The following is a 19,666-nucleotide window of genomic DNA, read 5'->3' as shown; positions in this document are numbered from 1 at the left end:
CCGGGCCGGCGCGGTGAGCAGCGCCCGGTCCGGCCAGGTGGGATTCGGGGCGGCGACATGGCGGCGCAGGATCGCAACCTCGTGCCGCAAGATCAATATCTCGGTGTCCTTGGAGGCGGAGGATCGGGACAGCAGGACCAGCCACGCGAAGATCCGCGAGGTGATCAGGTAGAGCGTTCGTACGAGCACAAGCATCGATGCTGCCCTACTGGCCCCGAGGAGCCTCGTCCCAGGCCACGGGCTGCGCAGTCATTCTGAAGCGGTACGGGTCACCCAGGCCTACGACGCCCTCGGCCGGACCACGGCCGTGTGGACGGCCTCGCAGGACCCCGCCACTGACGACCCCTCCAAGACGTTCTCCTACGACACCACCATCGGTAAGCCGTGCGGGTGCCGATTATTACGTCCGAGCTGGTCAGGCCGCATGTGCGTACTCGCGGAAGAAGCGCCGAGTCGGTCATGTCGACGGACGTCGAGGCGGTCGAGTTGCTCGGGTTCGGTGATCGGTTCGGGGAGCGGCCGCATGGGTGCCGCGCTGTGCAGGGTGCGGTGAGGCCGATGCTGGTTGTAGGTCGACTCGAACTCGCCGAGCGTGTGGAGCAGGTGGGCCTGGTTCCAGATCAAGGTGCGGTCGAGGAGCTCGTGGCGGCAGGTCTGCACCCAGCGCTCCATGATCGAGTTCATGCGGGGCACGCGGATGCCGGTGGTGACGACCTCGATGCCCTCGGCCTCGAAGACGGCATCGAACGCACGGGTGTAGTTGCTGTCGCGGTCCCTGATCAGGTGTCGGACGGTGGCGCTGGCATCCTGGAGGTCCATGACCAAGTTCCTTGCGGCCTGGGTGACCCAGTCCGCGGTGGGGTGGGCGGTCGCGCCGAGGATGCGGATGCGGCGGTTGGCGTGCTCGATGACGGCGAAGACATAAAGGGTCGCGCCGTTAAGGGTAGTGACGGTGAAGAAGTCGCAGGCCAGAATCGCGTGCGCCTGGCCGCGCAGGAACGCGGCCCAGGTCTGACGGTCACGTTCGGGCGCCGGCTCGATCCCGTGAGGTCGCACGATCTCCCAGAGCGTGGAGGGTGCCACCTTGATGCCGAGCACGGCGAGTTCGCCATGGATGCGCCGATACCCCCAGGAGTTGTCGCCGCGCGACAGAGCAGCGAGGACGGTGACACTCAAGCCTTCGCGAAGCGCAAGCGAGAATCTCGAGACGGTGCCCAGGTCAACCGAGTGGTTCGCGAGCGGGGCACTGATCGGGGGAGACATCGCTCGGTGCCTGGGCCGGTGCCGGCCGGACGGGGCTCCGGAGCGGATCCGGGAGCCGTGCCGGCCGGCGCCGACCTGTGGGCGTGGGATCAGATGTGGCCGCCGGGCGTCACTGTGAAGGAAGCCGGACCGGCCGGCAGGTCCACCGTGTACTGGCGCAGGTAGGTGTCCAGGTACGGTGAGCGCTCTCCCTGGGTGGCTACGTCGTCGGACGGGTCGTCCAGGGACAGCCTCAGGACGGCGCCCGAGACCTTGACGGTCTGACCCGATGGGGTGTCACGCCACGACCCGGTCTGGATCGAGCCGATCTCCACGGCCAGGACATGCCCGGCCGCCAGCGTCCAGTCGGTCGCCTTGAGGTCGACGCTCATCCGGCCCGCCTTCAGCAGGGAGACCTGCTCGTCGAACATCACGGCCTTGCCGTCCGGGCCGACGTCGTAGAGCTTGAGCATGACGTTGCCCTGGCCCTTCGCGGTCAGCGAGATGTTCGGCGTGGCGGTCAGCCGTACGTCCTGGGCGAGCGGCTGCGACCAGACGAAGAAGCTGGAGCTGACCTCACCGGCCTGCTGCCTCTTCGCGATTCCCTTGGCCAGACCCTTGGGTGCCGGCTGCTCGGTCGCCGGGGCGTTCTCCATGTCCCAGTTGCCCGACGGCTGCACCGCCTTGGGCGCCGGCGTGCCGGCTGCGGCCAGGTTGGCGCGGGCGGAGGCACCGCCGTCGTCGAGGTAACTTCCCCTCCCCAGCGGGAGGGTGACGTCGCGCTCCGCCACGGGCCAGGTGTCCTGGGCTCGCCAGTGGCCGGTGGAGTCCTCGACGGAGTACGTCGGGTAGTCGACCGAGGGCTGAACTCCCTTGAGGTACTGGTCGTAGAAGGACAGCGTCTCGTCGTACCAGCCCTCGCGACCCATGGCCAGGCGACCGTCGCCCACCCGGTCGCCACCACGCACGTGGTCCCACTGGCCGACCCAACCGCGCTCCGGGCCGTTGTGGTTGGTGAGGTACTCCTGCATCTCCTCGGGCTTGGTGTTGTTCTCGATGAAGCCCTGGGTGACGAAGAGCGGCGTGTCGGTGCCCTGAGCCATCTTGGCCAGGTCACGGGAGGTCCAGAACGGGTCGTTCTGGTCGGATATCCGGTAGCCGGCCGAGTTCTCGGTCAGGCACCCGGGGTGGTCGTCCTCGTACCGGGCGTTGGCCTGATAGTGCCCGTCGTCGTCCGACAGCGGGGCCATCGTGGCAATGCCGTTGTAGGCATTCGCGGTTCCGGTCACATTCGGGCGGGGGACGCCGTTTGAGTAGATGTACTGGTACATGTCCCAGAGGGGCTCCCCGGCGACAACGGCCTTCAGTGCGGGCTGCTTCAGGTCGTTGCCGATGAGGCCGGTGACGGCGTCGTAGGACTTGCCGTACATGCCCACCGCGCCGGTCGACCACGGCTGGCTCGCGGCCCAGTTGATCGCGGCCTTCACGTCGGCCTGCTCACCGGGACCGCCCCAGTCGAGGCAGCCGGTCGAGCCGCCGAAGCCGCGCAGGTCGACCATGAGGAACGCGTAGCCGTGGGCGAAGAGGTCGCTGCCCTCGATGAAGTCCTGGAAGCGATTCGAGGGACCGGTGTGGGTCCAGCCCTCGGGGTTCGTCTGGCCCATGTGCCCGAAGTACGGGCCGATGGAGAGGATGACCGGCACCTTCTGTCCGTCGGGCACGCCTTCGGGCATCAGCAGGTCGCCGTGCAGTTCGGTACCGGAGCCGTCCGAGGACGGGAAGTAGTGCTGGGTCCAGACCGAGCCCTTTGGGACACGGTCGTTCTGCTCGTGCGTGATGCCGTCGGTCGCGGTGGCGACCGCCGTGGTCGGGGTCTGAGCGGAAGCGGCGGCCGGTGACGCGACGGCGGGGCCGGCGAGTGCGCCGGTCAGTGCCAGAGTCGTGACGAGTGCCAAGGCGGCCCAGCCGGGCGCGCGACGTCTGTTCACATGCTCTCCCGAGTCGTCGGTACGGAGCGGAACGGCGTTTCCGGTAGAGCGGCAGTGCCCTGCCCGTCATCGCAGCGACGACGACGGTCGCACACATGTCAGGAACGGGACCATGTGTGCGAACTCTGGCCGGAACCGATGGCGAGCGAGCCTAAGGTCAGCACTGAAACGCGTCAACGGTGCTGTGTATCCGTCGCGTTACCGATGTGATGGGAACAAGTCCGTTTCCTGTAGAGGCAGTTTGCAGGAGGCGACGGTGGAAACGACTGCTGTATCCCAGTGGACGGGGCTGGTGCGCCAGGTCGGCCGGGTCTTCGCCGACCCTCGCCACGACCCTGAAGGGGGCAGCCGGGAACGCCCTGGCCGCCCAAATCACCGCGTTCGCGATGGCCTGCTGCTCCAGGCCCGGCGTGGGCATGGCAGGCGTCCGTCACTCCCCTTGGGCAGCCGCCCAGCCCAGGGCGTAGCCGAAGCTGTTGAGTGCGCAGTGCACGGCCATGGGCGGGATCAGGCTGCCGGACCGGCGGCGCAGTTCGCACAAGAGCACGCCGGCGATGCCCGTGCCGACGACGGCGGCCGCGACGGACAGGATGACGCCGGGTTTCCCGGCACCGAAGACGGCTTCGGCCGCGGCGTTGGCCTTGGTGAGTCCCCGCGACGGCAGCACGTGCCAGAAGCCGAATAGAGTGGAGGAGACCGCCGTGGCCCATGCGGGGCCACGAAGCCGGTTGATCAAGGCCCACAGGACGCCACGGAAGCCCACCTCCTCCAGCAGCACCGTGCCGAACGGCACGCGCACCAGGACCCGGAACAACTGCTCCGCGGAAGAATGTCCGGCAGCGCGCTTGTCCTTGAAGGCCTCGTGGGTGAGCGGCAGGTGCCACGCGAGGAGGTAGACGGCGAGGACGGCTCCGGCCAGCACGAGTCCCCAGTCCAGCCCACGCTGCGCCGATGCGCGACCGAGGCCCAACTCCTCCCAGCTCAGACCGGACCGGCGGGCGATCGTCACGAGCAGCGCGGCCGCGGTGACGCACACCGGGACATACCAGTCGTCGGACAGCACAGTGGTCAGCGTGCTCACAGCCGTGAGCACGCTGACCGCGAGGAGCAGTGACCGCATGGTCTCTCCAGCATCCCTGACACGTAGGGATCCGGCAGATCACGACGCGCTGAGCAGGCGGGCATACCGGTACGGTTCGCCGCGCTGGACCAGCGCGGGCCTGTGCCGCTCGATAAGTCGTCGCTGCACGTCACGCCGGCGATATCTCCTGGCTGCGGAGACAGGAGATCGCCTGAGCGGGGGTGGGCCGCACGGACTCCCTGCCGAGCGAAGCCGACGCAATCGACTCCACGTGGCCGGTGCAGCGGAGGAGCAGGCGGGCAGGTGCGGCAGAACATGGTCTTCGCATAGTCCCGAGACGTGCGGATCTTGCGGTTGCACCTTCGGTGCCGGGCACGGCGATGCGGCGCATTTCCAGCCCCGCGGGCGGCCTGCACTCCCGGCGGGGAGTCCTCGACGACCGTGCAGTGATGCGGGGGCACGTCGAGGCGGTGGGCACCTCGGGGAAGACGTCGGGAGGTGGTTTGCCGTGTGGGACCGACGAACCCCTGCGACAGAAGATCCAGGACCCACTGTCACAGGTGTCCGTCAGCTGCACGTCTAGCCGCACGTCAGCGTCGGCGCTGCCCAGTCACCGTGGTCGTTGCCGTTGCCGTCGCCGGCGTCACCGACCTTGAGGTCGACCACCTGGGCGCCGCTGACGTCGACGTCGATCGGCACCGCGGCCTGTTTGCCGCGGAGCGTCGGCGTGGTCACCAAGGTCTTGCCGTCGGCGATCACGGAGAACGTCACCGTTCCGGCACCACCTGTCTCGTCGTCGACACCGACGTCCGCCGTCAAGCGAGAGCACTTTCCGGCGAGGTAGAGCTGGACGTCGCTGACCGAGTTGGTGCCCAGGCCCTTGGCGTAACTGACACCGGCGATGCTGATCGGACGGCCGTCCCCGGCCGCCTGTTCGCCGACGCTGCTGTCGCGCTCCACCGGCCCCCACCCGTTGGTGGACGACAGGAACGGCAGGTCGCTCACAGCGCTCTTTCCGGCCGGCGGGGCCGGCGGGATCCCGCCGACGATGCGCTTGTCATCGCCGACAGCCTGCCGTCCGTTCTGCAGGTAGCGCACGGTGACGGTGAGTGCCGAGGCGGACGGCAGTTTCCCGGCCGGCGGCTGGACCTTCCAGGTGAAGGTGGCCGATCCGCCGGGTTGCAGGCGCTTGACCGACGTGGGGCTTGTCGCGCTCACGCTCCAGCCGTCGGGTGCGGAGAGCGAGGCCGTCAGTCGGGCGGCGGACGGTCGGTCCTTCGGCACCTGCACCGTCGCCTCGGCCGTGAAGGCCTGTGCTGACTGGGCGGTGTTCGGCACGTCCAGGGTGACATCCGCTCCGGGACGCTTCGGCATCGCGTACTTGCGGTGGTCGTAGCGGGGGCTGTCGTTCTGCGCGACGCGCAGGGACGAGGCGTAGCTGCCGTAGTTGGTGAGCGAGACCTCGCCCAGGCCGCCGGTGCTGCCGTCCAGGTTCAACACGGCGATGGCGATGCTGTTCCGGCCGTTCGGATCCAGGATCCCGTTGGGGACCGGGAAGGTGTGCTGCGGACCGAGGTAGTTGACGTAGTTGCCGACCTGCCAGCCGTTTACGAAGATCGTGGCACGGTAGTTGCGTGACGGGTCGTCGGTGAACGTCAGCCCGAGAGAGGTGTCCTGGCCGTGCGGCAGGTCCAGGTTGACGTCGGTGCGGTACCAGGAGACCCCGGGGCGCGTGTCGGTCGTCGGCAGGGACACCCGGTTCCAGTTGCCGTCCGGGTAGCCCGGCAGGGACCAGCCGGCCCGCTCGCCGTACAGGCCGCCGGTCGAGAGCGGGCCGCGCACCGTGTCCTGCAGGTCCTCGCCGCCCCGTACGCCCTGCAGCCGCCAGGTGACGGTCGTCAGCGGCGCCCCGACGAGGGAGGCGCTGGTGAGGCCGCGCGCGGTCTTGTTGCCGTTGGTCGAGTTGTAGTCCTCCTCGTGCCCCATGTTCACGGTGAGTACGGAGAGGACGTTGTCCCCCTTGGACTTCACCGAACCGGCCGGGAAGGTGAAGTCGGCGCTGCCTGTGGTGGAGCTGCCCAGGAAGGTGCCGTTGAGCCAGGCGGAGAACGCCTGAGCCTTGCCGCCGGAGTCCGAGACCAGGTGGATGCCGGTCTCCTTGCCAGTGGCGCGGAAGCGGCCGCGGTACCACGTGTTGCCGGTGTGGAACCCGTAGTCGTCCGCGTAGAGCACCGGCAGCGAGTTGATGCCAGAGACGCTGTTGGTGGTCGTCCTGTCGGCCACCTGCCAGCTGGAGTCGTCGAAACCGGGGGCCGCTTCGGGGGACTCCTCGGCGTGCTTCCAACTCGTCAGCGCCGGCAGGTGTATCGGGGCAGCCACCGGGATCTTCCCCGTGAGGCTTCCTGTGTCGCTGGCCTGGGTGTCCGATGCCTTGCCGTTCCAGGTGACGTGGTCGGCAGAGGTGAACACCTCGATGTTCTTGTCATCGGCGTTGTCGCCGCTGAGCGCCACGGTCCGGCCGCCGTCCAGGCTGGTCGCCGTCCGCAGCAGGTGGGTGCCGCGCACGAGCACCGGGCCGGTCGCCGTGTCCTGACGCCAGAAGGTCTCGGCCGTGGCCTTGTCGCCCACGAGCAGCAGCAGCGGGCGCTTGCCGCCGTCGCTGATGCTGATGCGGATCAGGCCCTTGTGCGTGTAGTTCAGTCGCAGGTCACCGGTGGCCGCGTCCCAGGTGGTCGTGACCGCGCCGCCGCTGGTGGTCACGGCGGGCTTGGAGGAGTAGCGAAGGACGGATTCGCCGTCGCTGCCCGGGTCGCCGTAGAACACGGCGACGTCCCGGTTGCCGATGGTCGCGTCGGTCATGATCTCCGACGTCGAGTACTGCAGTTGTGAGTCCCCGAGACCGTAGTTCGCCACGATCACGTGCGAGTCGCGTCCGTCGAGCGTGATCGCGGTGCCCGGCTGCTGCGGCACGACCGGGTAGGTCGGCGTCGCGGTGGCGGCCGCCGGCACGTCGATGGCGTCGATGGACACGTAGTTGTCCGTCGACCCCGAGCTGTGGTTTCCGTCGACGACGATCTTCAGCGTGTGCGCCCCGGGCGTCAGGCCGGTCTTCTGGAAGATCACCGCCTGGTTCTCGCCGCCGGAGTCGTCGACCGTCGCCACCTTGGTGCCGTCGAGGTAGACGTCGGCGTAGCCGTGGTTGTTGGTCTTCGAGCCGATCCAGCGGATCGCGGTGCCGTCGAAGGGGACGGTGACCGAGTCACCGGCCTTGTTGGAGAACGACTCGGTGTGCTTGTAGTCGCCGCCGGTGTAGCTCTGGTCGGCCACGTGCGACCACGAACCGGTGTACTGCAGCGCTGAGTCGGGGTCGTCCCAGGTGTAGGTGGTGTCCGCGGACGGCTGTGCGTTGAAGTCCAGCGAGATGTGGGTCTTGTCGACCGCCGTGGACGTGGAGTTCCCGTGCCGCAGCACGTGGAACTGCGTCTTGGTGTCCGGGTTCATCCGGGCGGTGTCGACGACCGCCGAGTCGTCCGGCGGCGTGGCCCTGATCGCGTCGGTCTTGGTCAGCGGGGCGACCGACTGCGTGAAGTACCCGATCAGCTTGTCCTCGTAGTACTTCGGATCGAGCTGGCGGTTCTCGCGGATCGCGGCCCCGTAGTCGTAGGAGGTGTAGTTCTCCGGCATGCCCAGCCAGCCCCAGTTGGTGCCGCCGTAGGTCATGTAGAAGCTCTGCGCGGTGGCGCCGACGGCGATGTTCTGCTTGTAGAACACGTTGGCGAACTGGTCGTTGATCAGCTGGGCGCACTTGTCGTAGCCCGGCCCGCCCCAGGGGTCGAAGGCGCCACCCTGGAACTCCGGTGAGTACAGCGGCTTGCCGTCCGGGTGGTCGTAGCTGATGTCGGGGACGCCGTTCCACTTCGAGGGGCTCGAGCAGTCGAAGCCCTGCGGGTAGGAGTCCGGTCCGTCGACGTCCAGGGCGCCGGTACCGGAGTTGAAGGTGCCGTTGTTGTTGCCGGTCAGTGGTACCGTGATGCCGTCGGCGCGGGCCTTGTCCTCCAGGTGCTTCATGTAGGAGCGGCCGGCGGCCGTGCCGTTGTAGTACTCGTTCTCGACCTGGTAGGCGATGACCGACCCGGTGCCGTTGGTCAGCTGGTGGCGGGCGATGATCCGGTCGATCTGGGTCAGCCACTCGTCCGCGTACTTCAGGAACTGCGGGTCGTCGCTGCGGTTGTGCCCGGCCTTGGTGGTCATCCAGCCGGGCAGACCGCCGCTGTCGACCTCCGCGTTGATGTACGGCGCCGGGCGCGCAATCACGTAGAGCCCGGCCTCCTGGGCCATGTCGAGCAGCTTGTCGGCGTCACGCACCCCGCTGAAGTCGTACACGCCCGGCTTCGGCGAGTGGTATCCCCAGTCGAAGTACAACGAGGTGGCGTTGAACCCGGCGGCCTTCATCTTCTGGAAGATGTCGCGCCACAGGTCCGGACTCGGGAGCCGGAAGTAGTGGAACTCGCCGGACCACAGGTAGGTGCGCTTGCCGTCGACGAGGAACGAGTAGCCGTCGAGGCTCACCGTGTGCGCCCCCGTACTGGCGGCAGACGCGGCGGCGGGTGGCCTGCCGACGTCCTGCGCCGCGGCGGGCGCGGTCATGCCGGCGGCCAGGGCGATGGTCGCGGCCGTCGCGAGGACCGCCCTCCACCACCCACGGCGAACGGGTCTCGCAGCTTCTGAACCGATCCGATTACTCCGCACTGCGACCTCCATACCGCCTGAGCGATCAGCATCAAACAGACTCAGGCAAAGTCGAACAGTAAAGGGGCGCAAGGAGCGACACAATGGGTCGGGAGCACGCGGTCGAGGTGGCAGGGGCGCCTTGGAAGCCGTACGTCCGTCCGGTCACTGACCATGCGTCACGGGGTACGGTCACCGAACGGCACAGGAGGGGCGGAGATGACTGGCAAGAGCACCCTGACGCTCCTGAAGGCCTATCACGAGGCTTGGGAGCGTGGTGACCGGGAAGCAGGCCGCGGACATCGTGATCACCACCGCGCTGATCCCGGGCCGGTCGGGACCGCGCCTGGTGACGGCGCGGGACGTGGCGGTCATGAAGCCGGGCAGCGTCATCGCCGACATGGCCGCCGCCCAGCGCGGCAACGTCGAGGCCACCGTGCCGGGACGTGCGGTCGTCACCGACAACGGCGTCACCATCATCGGCTGCACCGACCTGGCATCCCGGCTGCGGGGTCCCCGGCGAGTTGTGGCCAGGGATCCGGCCATGGGCCCGGTGTTGCTGTACGGGGATGCGCTGTGCAGGTCGTGCGCGACGACGATTTCGCCGTCAAGGCGCGCCACCGGCCCGGCCTCAACGAAATCCGGAAGTGATCACTGTCGCGGACGCCTTGCTGACTGCTTCTGCCGAGAACCACTGGTGCGTGGGTCGGCCTGCAGGTCCAGTCTCAGCACACTCTGCACCTCCTCGACCCGGGGTTCGTGCTCGATGTGCTGACGCAGTTCGGCGAGACGCTCACGGGGTTCTGGCCGTCGTAGAGCACCTCGCCCCTTGACGTTGCGTTGACGGTTCGTCAGGGTGCATGCGGTCAAGCTGGAGTTCCTGGAGCCGGACGATCTGATCACCGCGATCGATGCCTCAGTGGACGCCGTGAAGTTCACCGGTTCAGTCGGACACCTGCTGAACCGCTGGGCCGGCACCTGTGCCTGGAGAAGCATTGCCATACGAGGGGTATTGACGGGCCTCGCCGACACCTTAAGATCCCTGCTGCTCGAAGTACCGATCATCATACGAGATATCGAACGGAGCCAGCTGACAGCTCAGGCCGGCTGCCCTACTCCGGCCGGTACGCAACGCAACGGTCTGTCACAAAGGAATGAGCCGCATGCCTTCAGATGCCGGAGTGCCGCGCAGAACCGTCCTCACCGTCCTGGGCGCCGCCTCCCTCGCCGGGACCTTCGCCGCCGCCGCTCCCGCCGGGGCCGCCGGACTCACCGGCACAACCGCGAGCGCCACTGCCGCGGACCTCCCCGCGGCAGCCGTCCACTGGACCTTCGACGAAGGCTCCGGCACCTTGGCCGCCGACTCCTCCGGCAACGGTCGCACCGCGACGCTCCAGGGCGCGGCCGGCTGGGACACCGGCAAGGTCGGCACCCACAGCCTGAGCCTCAAGGCAGGCGGCAACGCCACGGCGTCCGGTCCGGCCCTCGACACCTCCAAGGCGTTCTCGGTGGGCGCCTGGGTCAACCTCGCTCAACTGGGCGGCTACCAGACCGCCGTCAGCATCGACGGCAAGGCCGTCAGCTCCTTCTACCTGGGGCTGCGCGACGACACCGGCACCTTCGCCTTCGCCCGGCTGGGCTCGGACGCCACTCAGAGTGCCGCGGTGGCGGCCGCCGCTTCAGCGCCCGCCACCAACACCTGGATCCACCTGGTCGGCGTCAGCGACCCGACCGCCGGCGTCATTCGCCTCTACGTCAACGGCGTGCTGGAGGGGGAGACCGCCTACACCGCGGGCTGGGCCGGCAGCGGCGACACCGCCATCGGCCGTGCGCTCTACGGCGGTGGGCACGTCGACCAGTGGCACGGCCTGATCGACGACGTATGGATGTTCCCGTCCGTCCTCACCTCCGACCAGGTCGCAGCGCTGGCCGGGGTCCCCGTGGAGACCACGACGCCGCTGCTGAGCGTGGACGTCGGCAACCCCGCGCACGCCGTGTCCCCCATCCTCCCCGGCTTGATGTTCGAGGACATCAACCACTCCGGCGAGGGCGGCATCTACGCCGAGCTGATGCAGAACCGCTCGATGATGGCCAGCGACACAACGCCCGTCCACTGGTCCGCCGTCGGTGGAACGACCCTCGCACTCGACACCGCCACCCCGCTCAACGCCGCACTCAACCGTTCCCTCAAGGTCGTACTGCCGAGCAGCGCGGGGGCCGGAAACCGGGCCGGCGTCGCCAACGACGGCTTCTGGGGAATACCCGTGCGGCCCAGAACCGCCTACACCGCCAGGCTGTTCGCCAAGGCCTCGCGACGCATCGGCCCGCTCACGGTGGCCCTCGAGTCGGCGGACGGCGCGACGGTGTACGCGTCCGCGCACGTGCCCCACATCGGCACCGCCTTCCCCGACCGCCCGTTCGAGCTGACCCTGCGCACCGGTTCGCGCACCCCCGTGGTCGGTGACGCGAGGCTGACCGTCACCACGGCCGACCCGGCCGCCGCAGGCGAGACCCTGTGGCTCCAGCACGTGTCCCTCTTGCCACCCACCTACAACAACCGGCCCAACGGCCTGCGCATCGACCTGATGGAGAAACTGGTCGCTTTGAGGCCGAAGTTCCTGCGCTTCCCCGGCGGGAACTTCGTCGAGGGAAACACCATTGCGACACGGTTCAACTGGAAGAACACCATCGGTCCGGTCTGGGAGCGCCCCGGCCACATGGACGACGCGTGGGGCTACTGGTCCACGGACGGCCTCGGACTCCTCGAATACCTGGAATGGGTCGAGGACATGGACGCCCAGCCGGTCCTCGCCGTCTACGCCGGCTACTCGCTCAAGGGTGAACACGTCACCGGCGACGCGCTGGAGCCGTTCGTCCAGGACGCACTCGACGAGATCGAGTACGTCACCGGTCCTGTCACCAGCACCTGGGGCGCACGACGTGCCGCCGACGGACATCCGGAGCCGTTCCCGCTGGAGTTCGTGGAGATCGGCAACGAGGACTGGTTCGACTCCTCGGGGTCGTACAACGAGCGGTTCGCGGCCTTCTACGACGCGATCAAGGCGAAGTACCCGCATCTGAAGCTGATCGCCACGACGTCCGTGACGAGCCGCACGCCGGACCTGATCGACGAGCACTACTACCTCGCGCCATCCGCCGCCCAGGCCTCCACCCACAAGTACGACAACCGGGACCGTAATTCGACGAAGGTGTTCGTCGGAGAGTGGGCCGCGCAGGAGGGCCGCCCCACACCCGACCTCAACGCGGCGCTCGGCGACGCCGCTTGGCTGGCCGGGCTGATCCGCAACTCCGACCAGGTCCTCATGGAGTGCTACGCGCCGCTCTTCTCGCACGTCAAGAACAACGTCTGGGCCACCAATCTGATCGCCTACGACAACCTCACGAGCTACGTGTCGCCCAGCTACTGGGCACAGCACATGCTGACGAGCAGGCTCGGCAACACGGTGCTGCCGGCCGCCGCGCGTGCGCTGCCCGGCCTCGCCACCGTGGCCACCCGCTCCGGGAACCGTCTCTACCTCGCGGTCGTCAACTGCGGGACGGAGAAGGTGAACGTGCCGGTCGAGCTGAAGGGGCTGGCCAAGGGGGTCAAGCGGCAGGCCACCGCGACGGTCCTGACCGGCCCCTCGCGCGCCACCACCAACACGCCGACGGCACCCGACACGTTGGTGCCCAGGACGAGCACTGTGACCGGCGTGGCAGCGTCCTTCACCAGCACCGTGCCGCCGCTCTCGGTCACCGTGCTGGAACTCGTCCTGACCTGATCGGTCACTGCTCGACGCGCCTGTTTCCTGCAGAGTGCGGGTGACACCCGCGATGACGGCGGTCGTCAGCACCCAGCCGAAGGCGATCAGCAGGTAGGTCAGCCACTGGAGGCTGTTGTTCGACCAGTACCAGGCCGTCCGCTGCCCCAGACCGCCAATGGGGATCAAGAGGTCGAGTGTGTAGACGAGGGGCTGGAACGGGGCGCCTTGGCCTTGTTGGACCGGCTTGGGGGAGTGAGTGCCGAAGGACAGCGTGCCCAGCAAGATCAGCGCGAGGAGCCAGACGCCTGCCAGCCAGGGGCGGTAGCCATAGCCGACGGTCGCGTCGAGCAGGTGGCTCCACACGCGCGCGGCGGGGCGCTGGGACCGGGAGGGGCGCGCAGGGCGGGACCGAACCCGTGAAGCACCGGTGGAAACCCTGCGGAAGCAGTGCCGGTGGGGCCGCTTATGCTGCCCCAGACGATCACGCGGAACCTGGGGAGGGTGCGGCGGCATGTTCGACAAGCTGTTCGGCAGGGGTGCGGAGAGACCAGTGGCGGATCCGTACGCCCTTCCCGTCCCGCGCAGGCAGAGGAATGGGATGTACACGCTGCGCGCGCTCGGAGACGCGCGGGTGCTCGCGCTGGTGGAGGCGGCCGACGCGGGTGACTGGGTGGCGGTCAAGGCGGCGCTGGCCCCCTTCGATCTCGGCCGTGACGATCAAGTCCTCGGTGAGCTGGCCGACCTGAACGGTGTGCAGGACTGGATCGGCCAGGCCGTCGAGGAGGACAAGGAGTACCGGACGACGGCCCTGCTGATATCCGGGGCGCGCCACATCAACTGGGGCTGGGAGGCGCGCACCCGTGCGCGTGCCGTGGACGTCACGCCGGAGCAGTGGCGGGTTTTCCACGAGCGGCTCCACATCGCCGAGGAGCAGCTGCTCGAGGCCGCCGAGTTGCGGCCGGAATGGGTCACGCCGTGGCGCCGCCTACTCACCTCCGGCCGCGGCATGTCGCTGGGCCCCGCCGTCAACGAGACCCGGCTCGACGCCGCCCTGCGCCGCGACCCGCTGGACCTGGAGACGCACGTCGAGTGGGTGTCGCAGTTGCAGCCCCGTTGGGGCGGCGAGCCGGGCCAGGCCTTGGCGTTCGCCCGTGAGGCGTTCGCCGGGGCGCCTGAGGGGCATCGCCTCGGCTGTGTGATCGCCATGGCCCATATCGAGGAGTGGGTGGAGTCGGACAGCAAGGACTGCCTCGACACAGCTGGCACTCAGGAGGAGTTGAGGGATGCGGCCAGGCGCAGCATCCTCCACCCCGCCTACGAGCGACGCCCGGGCTGGCAGCAGGACTTCAACATGTTCGCCATGGCCCTGGCGCTGTCTTCGGAGAGCATCGTGGCCCCGCGTGTCTTCTACGAGCTTGGTGGCGCCTACACCTCGTGGCCATGGAGGTTCATGGCGCAGCCGGAGAAGATGTACGCCCGCTTCCGGCGCACCGCCTGAGCCCGCCACCCCGCCTGTCACTCCTCGATCACCCAACCCCGGACTGCCCGATGACTCTGCCCGACACTCCTGTGACTCCGGCCGGCGCCGACCGCACCTTCCAGGTGGATCTGCGCGGCCTCGTCGATCTCCTCTCCCACCACCTCTACTCCAGCCCCCGCGTCTACCTGCGCGAACTCCTGCAGAACGCGGTGGATGCGCTGACTGCGCGGCACGGCCTCGACCGGGCCGCCCCCGCCGACGCCTTCGGTATCCGCCTGTACGCCGATGGTTCGGTTATAAGTGTCGAGGACGACGGCGTCGGTCTCACCGAGGCCGACGTGCACACCTTCCTCGCCACGATCGGCCACAGCAGCAAGCGCGCCATGGGGGTCCCCCCGGCCGAGCACATTCGAGGCTGGGGGAGGATCGCCGAGCAACGTGGCGACTTCATCGGCCAGTTCGGCATCGGCCTGCTCTCCTGCTTCCTGGTCGCGGACGAGATCCATGTAGTGAGCCGTTCCGCGCGCACCCCCGACGCCCCCGTCGTGGAGTGGCGGGGACGCGGTGACGGCAGCTACAGCTTCCGCACCCTGCCCGCCTCCGCCCGCCCCCGCCCCGGCACCACCGTCACACTGACGCCGCGCGTCGACACAGGCGAGTGGACCCGGCCGGCACAGGTGCATGCGCTGGCCCGGCACTTCGGCTCTCTGCTGCGCCACCCCGTGACCTTCGACGACGGCACGGGCGGCCCGGGGGCATCCGTCAACCCCGAGCCCGCGCCTTGGGCGCGCACGTACCCCACGCCGGGAGCACGCTCCCGCGCGCTGGCCGCGTACGGCGAGGAGATCTTCGGATTCACGCCGCTGGACACCATCGAGCTGGACCTGCCGGCCGTCGGCCTGAAGGGCATCGCGTGCGTGCTGCCCGAGGCGGTACCGGCCGGGCGCCGCCACGGCCACCGCGTGCACGTCAAGGGCATGCTGCTGTCCGAGCAGGCCGAGGAGATCCTGCCCGAGTGGGCGTTCTTCGTACGCTGCGTCGTCGACGCCGAAAGCCTGCGTCCGACGGCGTCCCGCGAGTCCCTGTACGAGGACGACACCCTCGCCGCGGTCCGTGATGCCCTCGCCGAACGGCTGCGCGCGTGGATCGCCCGGACCGCCGCCAGCGACCCGGACCTCCTCGGGCGCTTCCTCCAGGCCCACCACCTGGCCGTGAAGTCGCTGGCGGTGCACGACGACGAGATCCTTCGGATGCTGCTGCCGTGGCTACCGTTCGAGACCACCGACGGACACGCCACGCTGGACGAGTTCGCGCGCACCCACCGCACCGTGCTCGTGACATCCAGCGTGGAGGAGTTCCGGCAGGTCGCGGCGATCGCCTCGGCCGCCGGGCTCGGCGTCGTCAATGGCGGCTATACCTACGACCGTGAACTGGTCCACCGGTTGCCGGAGATCAGGTCGGAGGTCAACGTCGCTGACCTCGACCCGGCAACGCTCACCGCCCACCTCGACCCCGTCGACCGAGAGACGGAACTGGCCGCCGCAGCTTACCTCGCCCTGGCCCGCGACGCCCTCGCCGTCTTCGACTGCGATGTCGCGCTGCGCACCTTCCAGCCCGTCTCCGCTCCTGCCCTCCTCCTCGACAGCCGCGAGGCCCGGCACGAGCGCACTCGTTCCCAGCTCGCCCGCGAGCAGCAGGGAGGCCTCTGGGGCGACATCCTTGGCCACCTGCGTCAGGAGGCTCCGCGGGCCCAGCTGATCCTCAACCAGCTCAATCCGCTGGTCCGCACGGCCGTCACCATCGACGAACCCGAACTGGCCCGCACCAGCGCCGAAGCCCTCTACGGGCAGGCGGCGATGCTGTCCCGGCGCCCGCTCAGGCCCGCCGAATCGAGTCTCATCAACCGCTCCTTCCTCGACCTTCTCGCCCACGCCCTCCGCAAGGACAGCTGACGATGCCGACCGCACCCCAGACCACTGACGAGCTGTACCAGGCGCTCCAGGAGAACGACCGGCGCCCCTACGGCCGTACCCGCACCGTCACGGCCGAGGAACTGGTGGACGCCGCCGAGCAGTTCGCGGAGCCGATCCCGCTCGTCCACGCGCTCCTCGAACTCCAGGAGGCGTACACCTACGGCTCCGAACCGCGGAAGTCGCCCGTCGTCTTCGCTCGCCTGCTCACCCTCTTCGACGAGCAGCCCGACGTCTTCGACGAGCGCCTGCGCCACATGCTGTTCTGGCGGTTCAAGTGGGTGGCCAACGCCCTGCGCGCGCTGCCCGAGATACCGCTGGCCAGCCTGCGCCAGTGGTTGACGGAGATGCGCGACCGGTACGAGAAGGCCGGCCTCGGCCTCCAGCCCTACTACGGACAGGCGTACCAGCTCGCCGCCCACGTCGGCGAGGGCACCACCCTCGCCTACGAGCTGTGGGCGGGCCGTACCCGCACCAGGCTCAGTGACTGCGAGGCCTGTGAGATCTGCGAGCGCGCTCTGTACCACCTCGCGGCGGGCGACGACGAGCGGGCGCTGCGCACCTGGGAGCCCGTCCTTGAGGGGAAGGAATCCTGCCAGGAGGAGCCCGCCCGCTCCGTCTCGTACGCGCTGCTTCCCCTGCTGCGCACCGGCCGCAGCGACCGGGCCCGCGAGCTGCACCTGGCCGGTTACCGCGGCTGCCGCCGCAATCCCTCGATGTCCGGAGAGGTCGGCCGGCACCTGGAGTTCTGCGCGCTGACCGGCAACGAGGCACGCGGCCTGGAGCTGCTCGCCGAAAACCGGAGCCTGTTCGACGACGTCGACTCGCCGCTGGACCTGCTCAGCTTCCTCACCGGCGTGGAAGTCCTCCTGCAGCGCGTCGAATTCCTCGGCCACGGCGAACTGCCCGCCGCCGGATACGCGGGCCGCATCTGGACGGTGGCCGGCCTGCGGGCCGAGGTGCGTGGCCGCGCCGACGACCTCGCCGCCCGCTTCGACGCCCGCAACGGAACCACGGCCCACACCGACCGGCGCAGGGCCCGCCTCGATCGTGCCCCCCTCCTGGACGCACTGGAACTGACCCTGCGCACCCGCGGCCTCGACGACGTGGCCCCAGCCGCCCCGGCTGCCGCGCCTGCCGCCCGCACGGCCGCCGCCGTTCCCGAGTCGCTGCCCGAACTCATCGTCCGGGCACGGGCGTTGGACGAACAGGGGCATCCGGACGCAGCGGTCTGCTGGGCACGGCTGCGCACGCTCGTCGCCGCCCCCGACTACGCCCACCCCGACGACCCGGCCGTGGGACCGCTCGTACAGCTGCGCGCGGACCTGCTGGCCGACGAGGCGAGCCGGGCGGGCGAGAAGGACGAGTTCGACGAAGCCGCCGCCCTGCACGAGGAGGCCGCGCGCCTGTACGACGAGGCCGGAGCGCCGGGGCACGCGGCGCTCGCCCGCGCCTGCGCCCTGCTCCCCGCAGGCGAGATCCCCGCGGAGCGTGCCGACGGAGCCGAGGCGAAGGCCGCCGCGCTGACCGCCGCCCACGCGGCCCTCGTCCGTTTGCACGAGGAGACGCTCGGCCTCGCCCCGTACCTGGAGGCCCGTATGCTACGGCTGCGGGCGACCGCGCTCGGCCTGCGTCTGCAGACGTCGAGGAACGAGGAGCACGTCGCGCCGGTCTTCGCCGAGGTGGACCTGCTGCTCGCCTTCGCCACCCGGCACGACATCGCCGGACAGGTCTCCGGCGCCCGCATGCTGCGGGCCAGTACGTACGCCCTCTCCGGCGATCTGCCTGCTGCGGTCACGGAGATCGACGCCCTCCTCGACCGGCTGAAGGCGCACGGCCCCGCCTGGCACCTGCCGCGCACACTCGGACTGCGCGGCCGGATCCAGCTGGGCCTCCAGGACGCGCAGGCCGCGCACGCGGACCTGACCGAGAGCCTGCGACTGGCCGCCGACTGGCCGTCCGACACGGTCGACACCGCCCGCCTCCATGGTGATCTGGCCCAGGCCTGCATGCACATGGGCCGCCCCGACGAGGCACTGCGGCACCTGACGCGCTCCGCGGAGCTGGAACTGCGTCACGGCAGCCGGACGGACGCGTTCTGCACCTACAGCAACGCGGCCCAGCTCAGCCTCGACGTGGGTCGCGTCGAGGACTGCATCGCTCTGCTCGACTCCGTCCTGGCCGAACCGGACGTCGCCGCCGGAGAGCTGGACGACCGGCTCGTCGCCCAGCTGCGCCTGACCCGCGCCCGCGCGCTGCACGCGGGGGAGGACCTCAAGGCCGCCACGGCGGAGTTCGCCGCCCTCGCGGCCGAGTCGGCCGGCTGGGACGACGACCCCGGGAGCCACGCCATGATCGCCGCGGAGACTGCCGTGCTCCTCGCCGAGTCCGGCGAGTTCGGCCGGGCCCGCGAGGCCGCGAACCAGGCCCTCGCCGCCCACGTCCGGGCCCCGCGCTACGAGCAGCTCAGCAGCTGCCTGCGCGAACTCGCCCGCCTCCAGGCCCAGCAGCAGGGTTCCGAGGGCCTGGCCGACGCCCTCGCCTTCCTCGCCGACGCGGGCAGGATCGCCGACGAGGCCCGCGCTGCGGGGTACGAGGCCCGTGGCCGCTCCCTGGACAGTGCCCTGGCCTACGAACACGGACGGGTCAACGCCTACGCCCGTGCGTACGAGCCCGCCCTGGCGGCCCTGGACAAGGCCCTCACCCTGCTCTGCGAACCGGGACCCGACGTGGACCACGCCGGTGAGTGGGCCGAGTGCGTCCGTCTCGCGGGTGCCGTGGAGGGCATCTACCTGGAACGCCCCGCCCCAGCCCTCACCCGCCTCGACGGGGCGGTCTCCCGCCTCACCGCCCTGGGCCACACCGAGGAGACCGAGCCGCTGACCTCCCTGGCGGCCCGGCTGCGCGACGAGGGGTGATGCGTCGGGGGCGGTGCCGGGGTGGCAGCCTGCCCCGGCACCGGGGGCGCCGCCATCCTTGGACATGTGTGGGCTTCGTGCAGGGCATCGGCGCGGCACTCGTCAGCCCGGCGGCGCTGTCCCTGGTGACGCTGCTGTTCATCCGGCCGCAGGAAAGGGCGCGGGCGATGGCCATCTGGAGCGGCCTCGCCGGAGTCGGCGTGGCCCTGGGCGTCGTACTCTCAGGGATCCTGACCGACCTCGCCTCCTGGCGCTGGATCGCCAAGCGCGGTCGGCCTGACGTCCTCGGAGCCGTCCTGGTCACCCTCGGCCTGCTCCTGGTCGTGTTCGGTCTGCTGGAGAAGGGCAACCACGCGTGGCGCGGAGGCGGCCGACGCGACCGGGAGCGCGGTGCCCGCGAGGGCGAGCGAGACAGTGACGAGTGCGGTGGCCGTGGCCCGGCGGTGGCACCGGCGTGACGGCATGGCAGAACTGCTTCCCATACGTGTGTTGCCT

Annotated in this window: 8 protein-coding genes and 2 pseudogenes; 6 read left to right on the top strand and 4 right to left on the bottom strand. The window is 69.7% G+C overall.

Translation table 11 applies throughout. The features are described 5' to 3' along the window. Nucleotides 1-415 precede the first annotated feature (415 nt). The 4 genes and pseudogenes from ACZ3TS_RS21860 to ACZ3TS_RS21845 form a co-directional block, all read right to left on the bottom strand. Nucleotides 416-1,167: pseudogene (locus tag ACZ3TS_RS21860) on the bottom strand (integrase core domain-containing protein); the annotation flags it as partial. A 185-nt stretch (nucleotides 1,168-1,352) separates the two neighbouring features. Then, complete coding sequence (locus ACZ3TS_RS21855) at nucleotides 1,353-3,230, bottom strand: CocE/NonD family hydrolase (RefSeq protein ID WP_467620253.1); 1,878 nt, start codon at nucleotides 3,228-3,230, stop codon at nucleotides 1,353-1,355. A 430-nt stretch (nucleotides 3,231-3,660) separates the two neighbouring features. Continuing rightward, nucleotides 3,661-4,350, bottom strand: a complete 690-nt coding sequence (locus tag ACZ3TS_RS21850; RefSeq protein WP_467620250.1) for a lysostaphin resistance A-like protein — start codon at nucleotides 4,348-4,350, stop codon at nucleotides 3,661-3,663. Nucleotides 4,351-4,890: 540 nt separating this feature from the next. Next, nucleotides 4,891-9,060 carry a beta-galactosidase gene (locus tag ACZ3TS_RS21845; RefSeq protein WP_467620249.1) on the bottom strand — a complete coding sequence of 1,390 codons (4,170 nt, stop codon included), beginning with the start codon at nucleotides 9,058-9,060 and terminating at the stop codon, nucleotides 4,891-4,893. Between the two features lie 277 nt (nucleotides 9,061-9,337). Here ACZ3TS_RS21845 and ACZ3TS_RS21840 point away from each other — a divergent pair. The 6 genes and pseudogenes from ACZ3TS_RS21840 to ACZ3TS_RS21815 all read left to right on the top strand — a co-directional run. Then, nucleotides 9,338-9,547, top strand: a pseudogene (locus tag ACZ3TS_RS21840) (Re/Si-specific NAD(P)(+) transhydrogenase subunit alpha); the annotation flags it as partial. Between the two features lie 655 nt (nucleotides 9,548-10,202). Beyond that, nucleotides 10,203-12,821 carry a LamG-like jellyroll fold domain-containing protein gene (locus tag ACZ3TS_RS21835; RefSeq protein ID WP_467620247.1) on the top strand — a complete coding sequence of 873 codons (2,619 nt, stop codon included), beginning with the start codon at nucleotides 10,203-10,205 and terminating at the stop codon, nucleotides 12,819-12,821. Between the two features lie 493 nt (nucleotides 12,822-13,314). Further along, nucleotides 13,315-14,301 (top strand): hypothetical protein, encoded by a 987-nt coding sequence (locus ACZ3TS_RS21830; protein ID WP_467620245.1) that lies wholly within the window; start codon nucleotides 13,315-13,317, stop codon nucleotides 14,299-14,301. Between the two features lie 50 nt (nucleotides 14,302-14,351). Further along, nucleotides 14,352-16,235 carry an HSP90 family protein gene (locus ACZ3TS_RS21825; RefSeq protein ID WP_467620244.1) on the top strand — a complete coding sequence of 628 codons (1,884 nt, stop codon included), beginning with the start codon at nucleotides 14,352-14,354 and terminating at the stop codon, nucleotides 16,233-16,235. Between the two features lie 2 nt (nucleotides 16,236-16,237). After that, the gene (locus ACZ3TS_RS21820; RefSeq protein WP_467620241.1) at nucleotides 16,238-19,171 is read left to right on the top strand and encodes a hypothetical protein; all 2,934 of its coding nucleotides are present in this window, start codon (nucleotides 16,238-16,240) and stop codon (nucleotides 19,169-19,171) included. Nucleotides 19,172-19,239: 68 nt separating this feature from the next. Beyond that, on the top strand, nucleotides 19,240-19,629 hold the full coding sequence (locus tag ACZ3TS_RS21815) for an MFS transporter (protein WP_467620239.1): 390 nt from the start codon (nucleotides 19,240-19,242) through the stop codon (nucleotides 19,627-19,629). Nucleotides 19,630-19,666 lie beyond the last annotated feature (37 nt).

Source organism: Streptomyces sp. NPDC022910, from assembly GCF_055561075.1.
Note: the sequence above shows the minus strand (reverse complement) of the source record. Positions and strands in the feature narration are given on the sequence as shown.

What these genes read in the sequence shown, in the direction of transcription:
- ACZ3TS_RS21825 (WP_467620244.1), top strand. Translation starts at nt 14,352, where the DNA reads ATGACTCTGCCCGACACTCCTGTGACTCCGGCCGGCGCCGACCGCACC.
- ACZ3TS_RS21850 (WP_467620250.1), bottom strand. Translation starts at nt 4,350, where the DNA reads ATGCGGTCACTGCTCCTCGCGGTCAGCGTGCTCACGGCTGTGAGCACG.
- ACZ3TS_RS21830 (WP_467620245.1), top strand. Translation starts at nt 13,315, where the DNA reads ATGTTCGACAAGCTGTTCGGCAGGGGTGCGGAGAGACCAGTGGCGGAT.
- ACZ3TS_RS21835 (WP_467620247.1), top strand. Translation starts at nt 10,203, where the DNA reads ATGCCTTCAGATGCCGGAGTGCCGCGCAGAACCGTCCTCACCGTCCTG.
- ACZ3TS_RS21820 (WP_467620241.1), top strand. Translation starts at nt 16,238, where the DNA reads ATGCCGACCGCACCCCAGACCACTGACGAGCTGTACCAGGCGCTCCAG.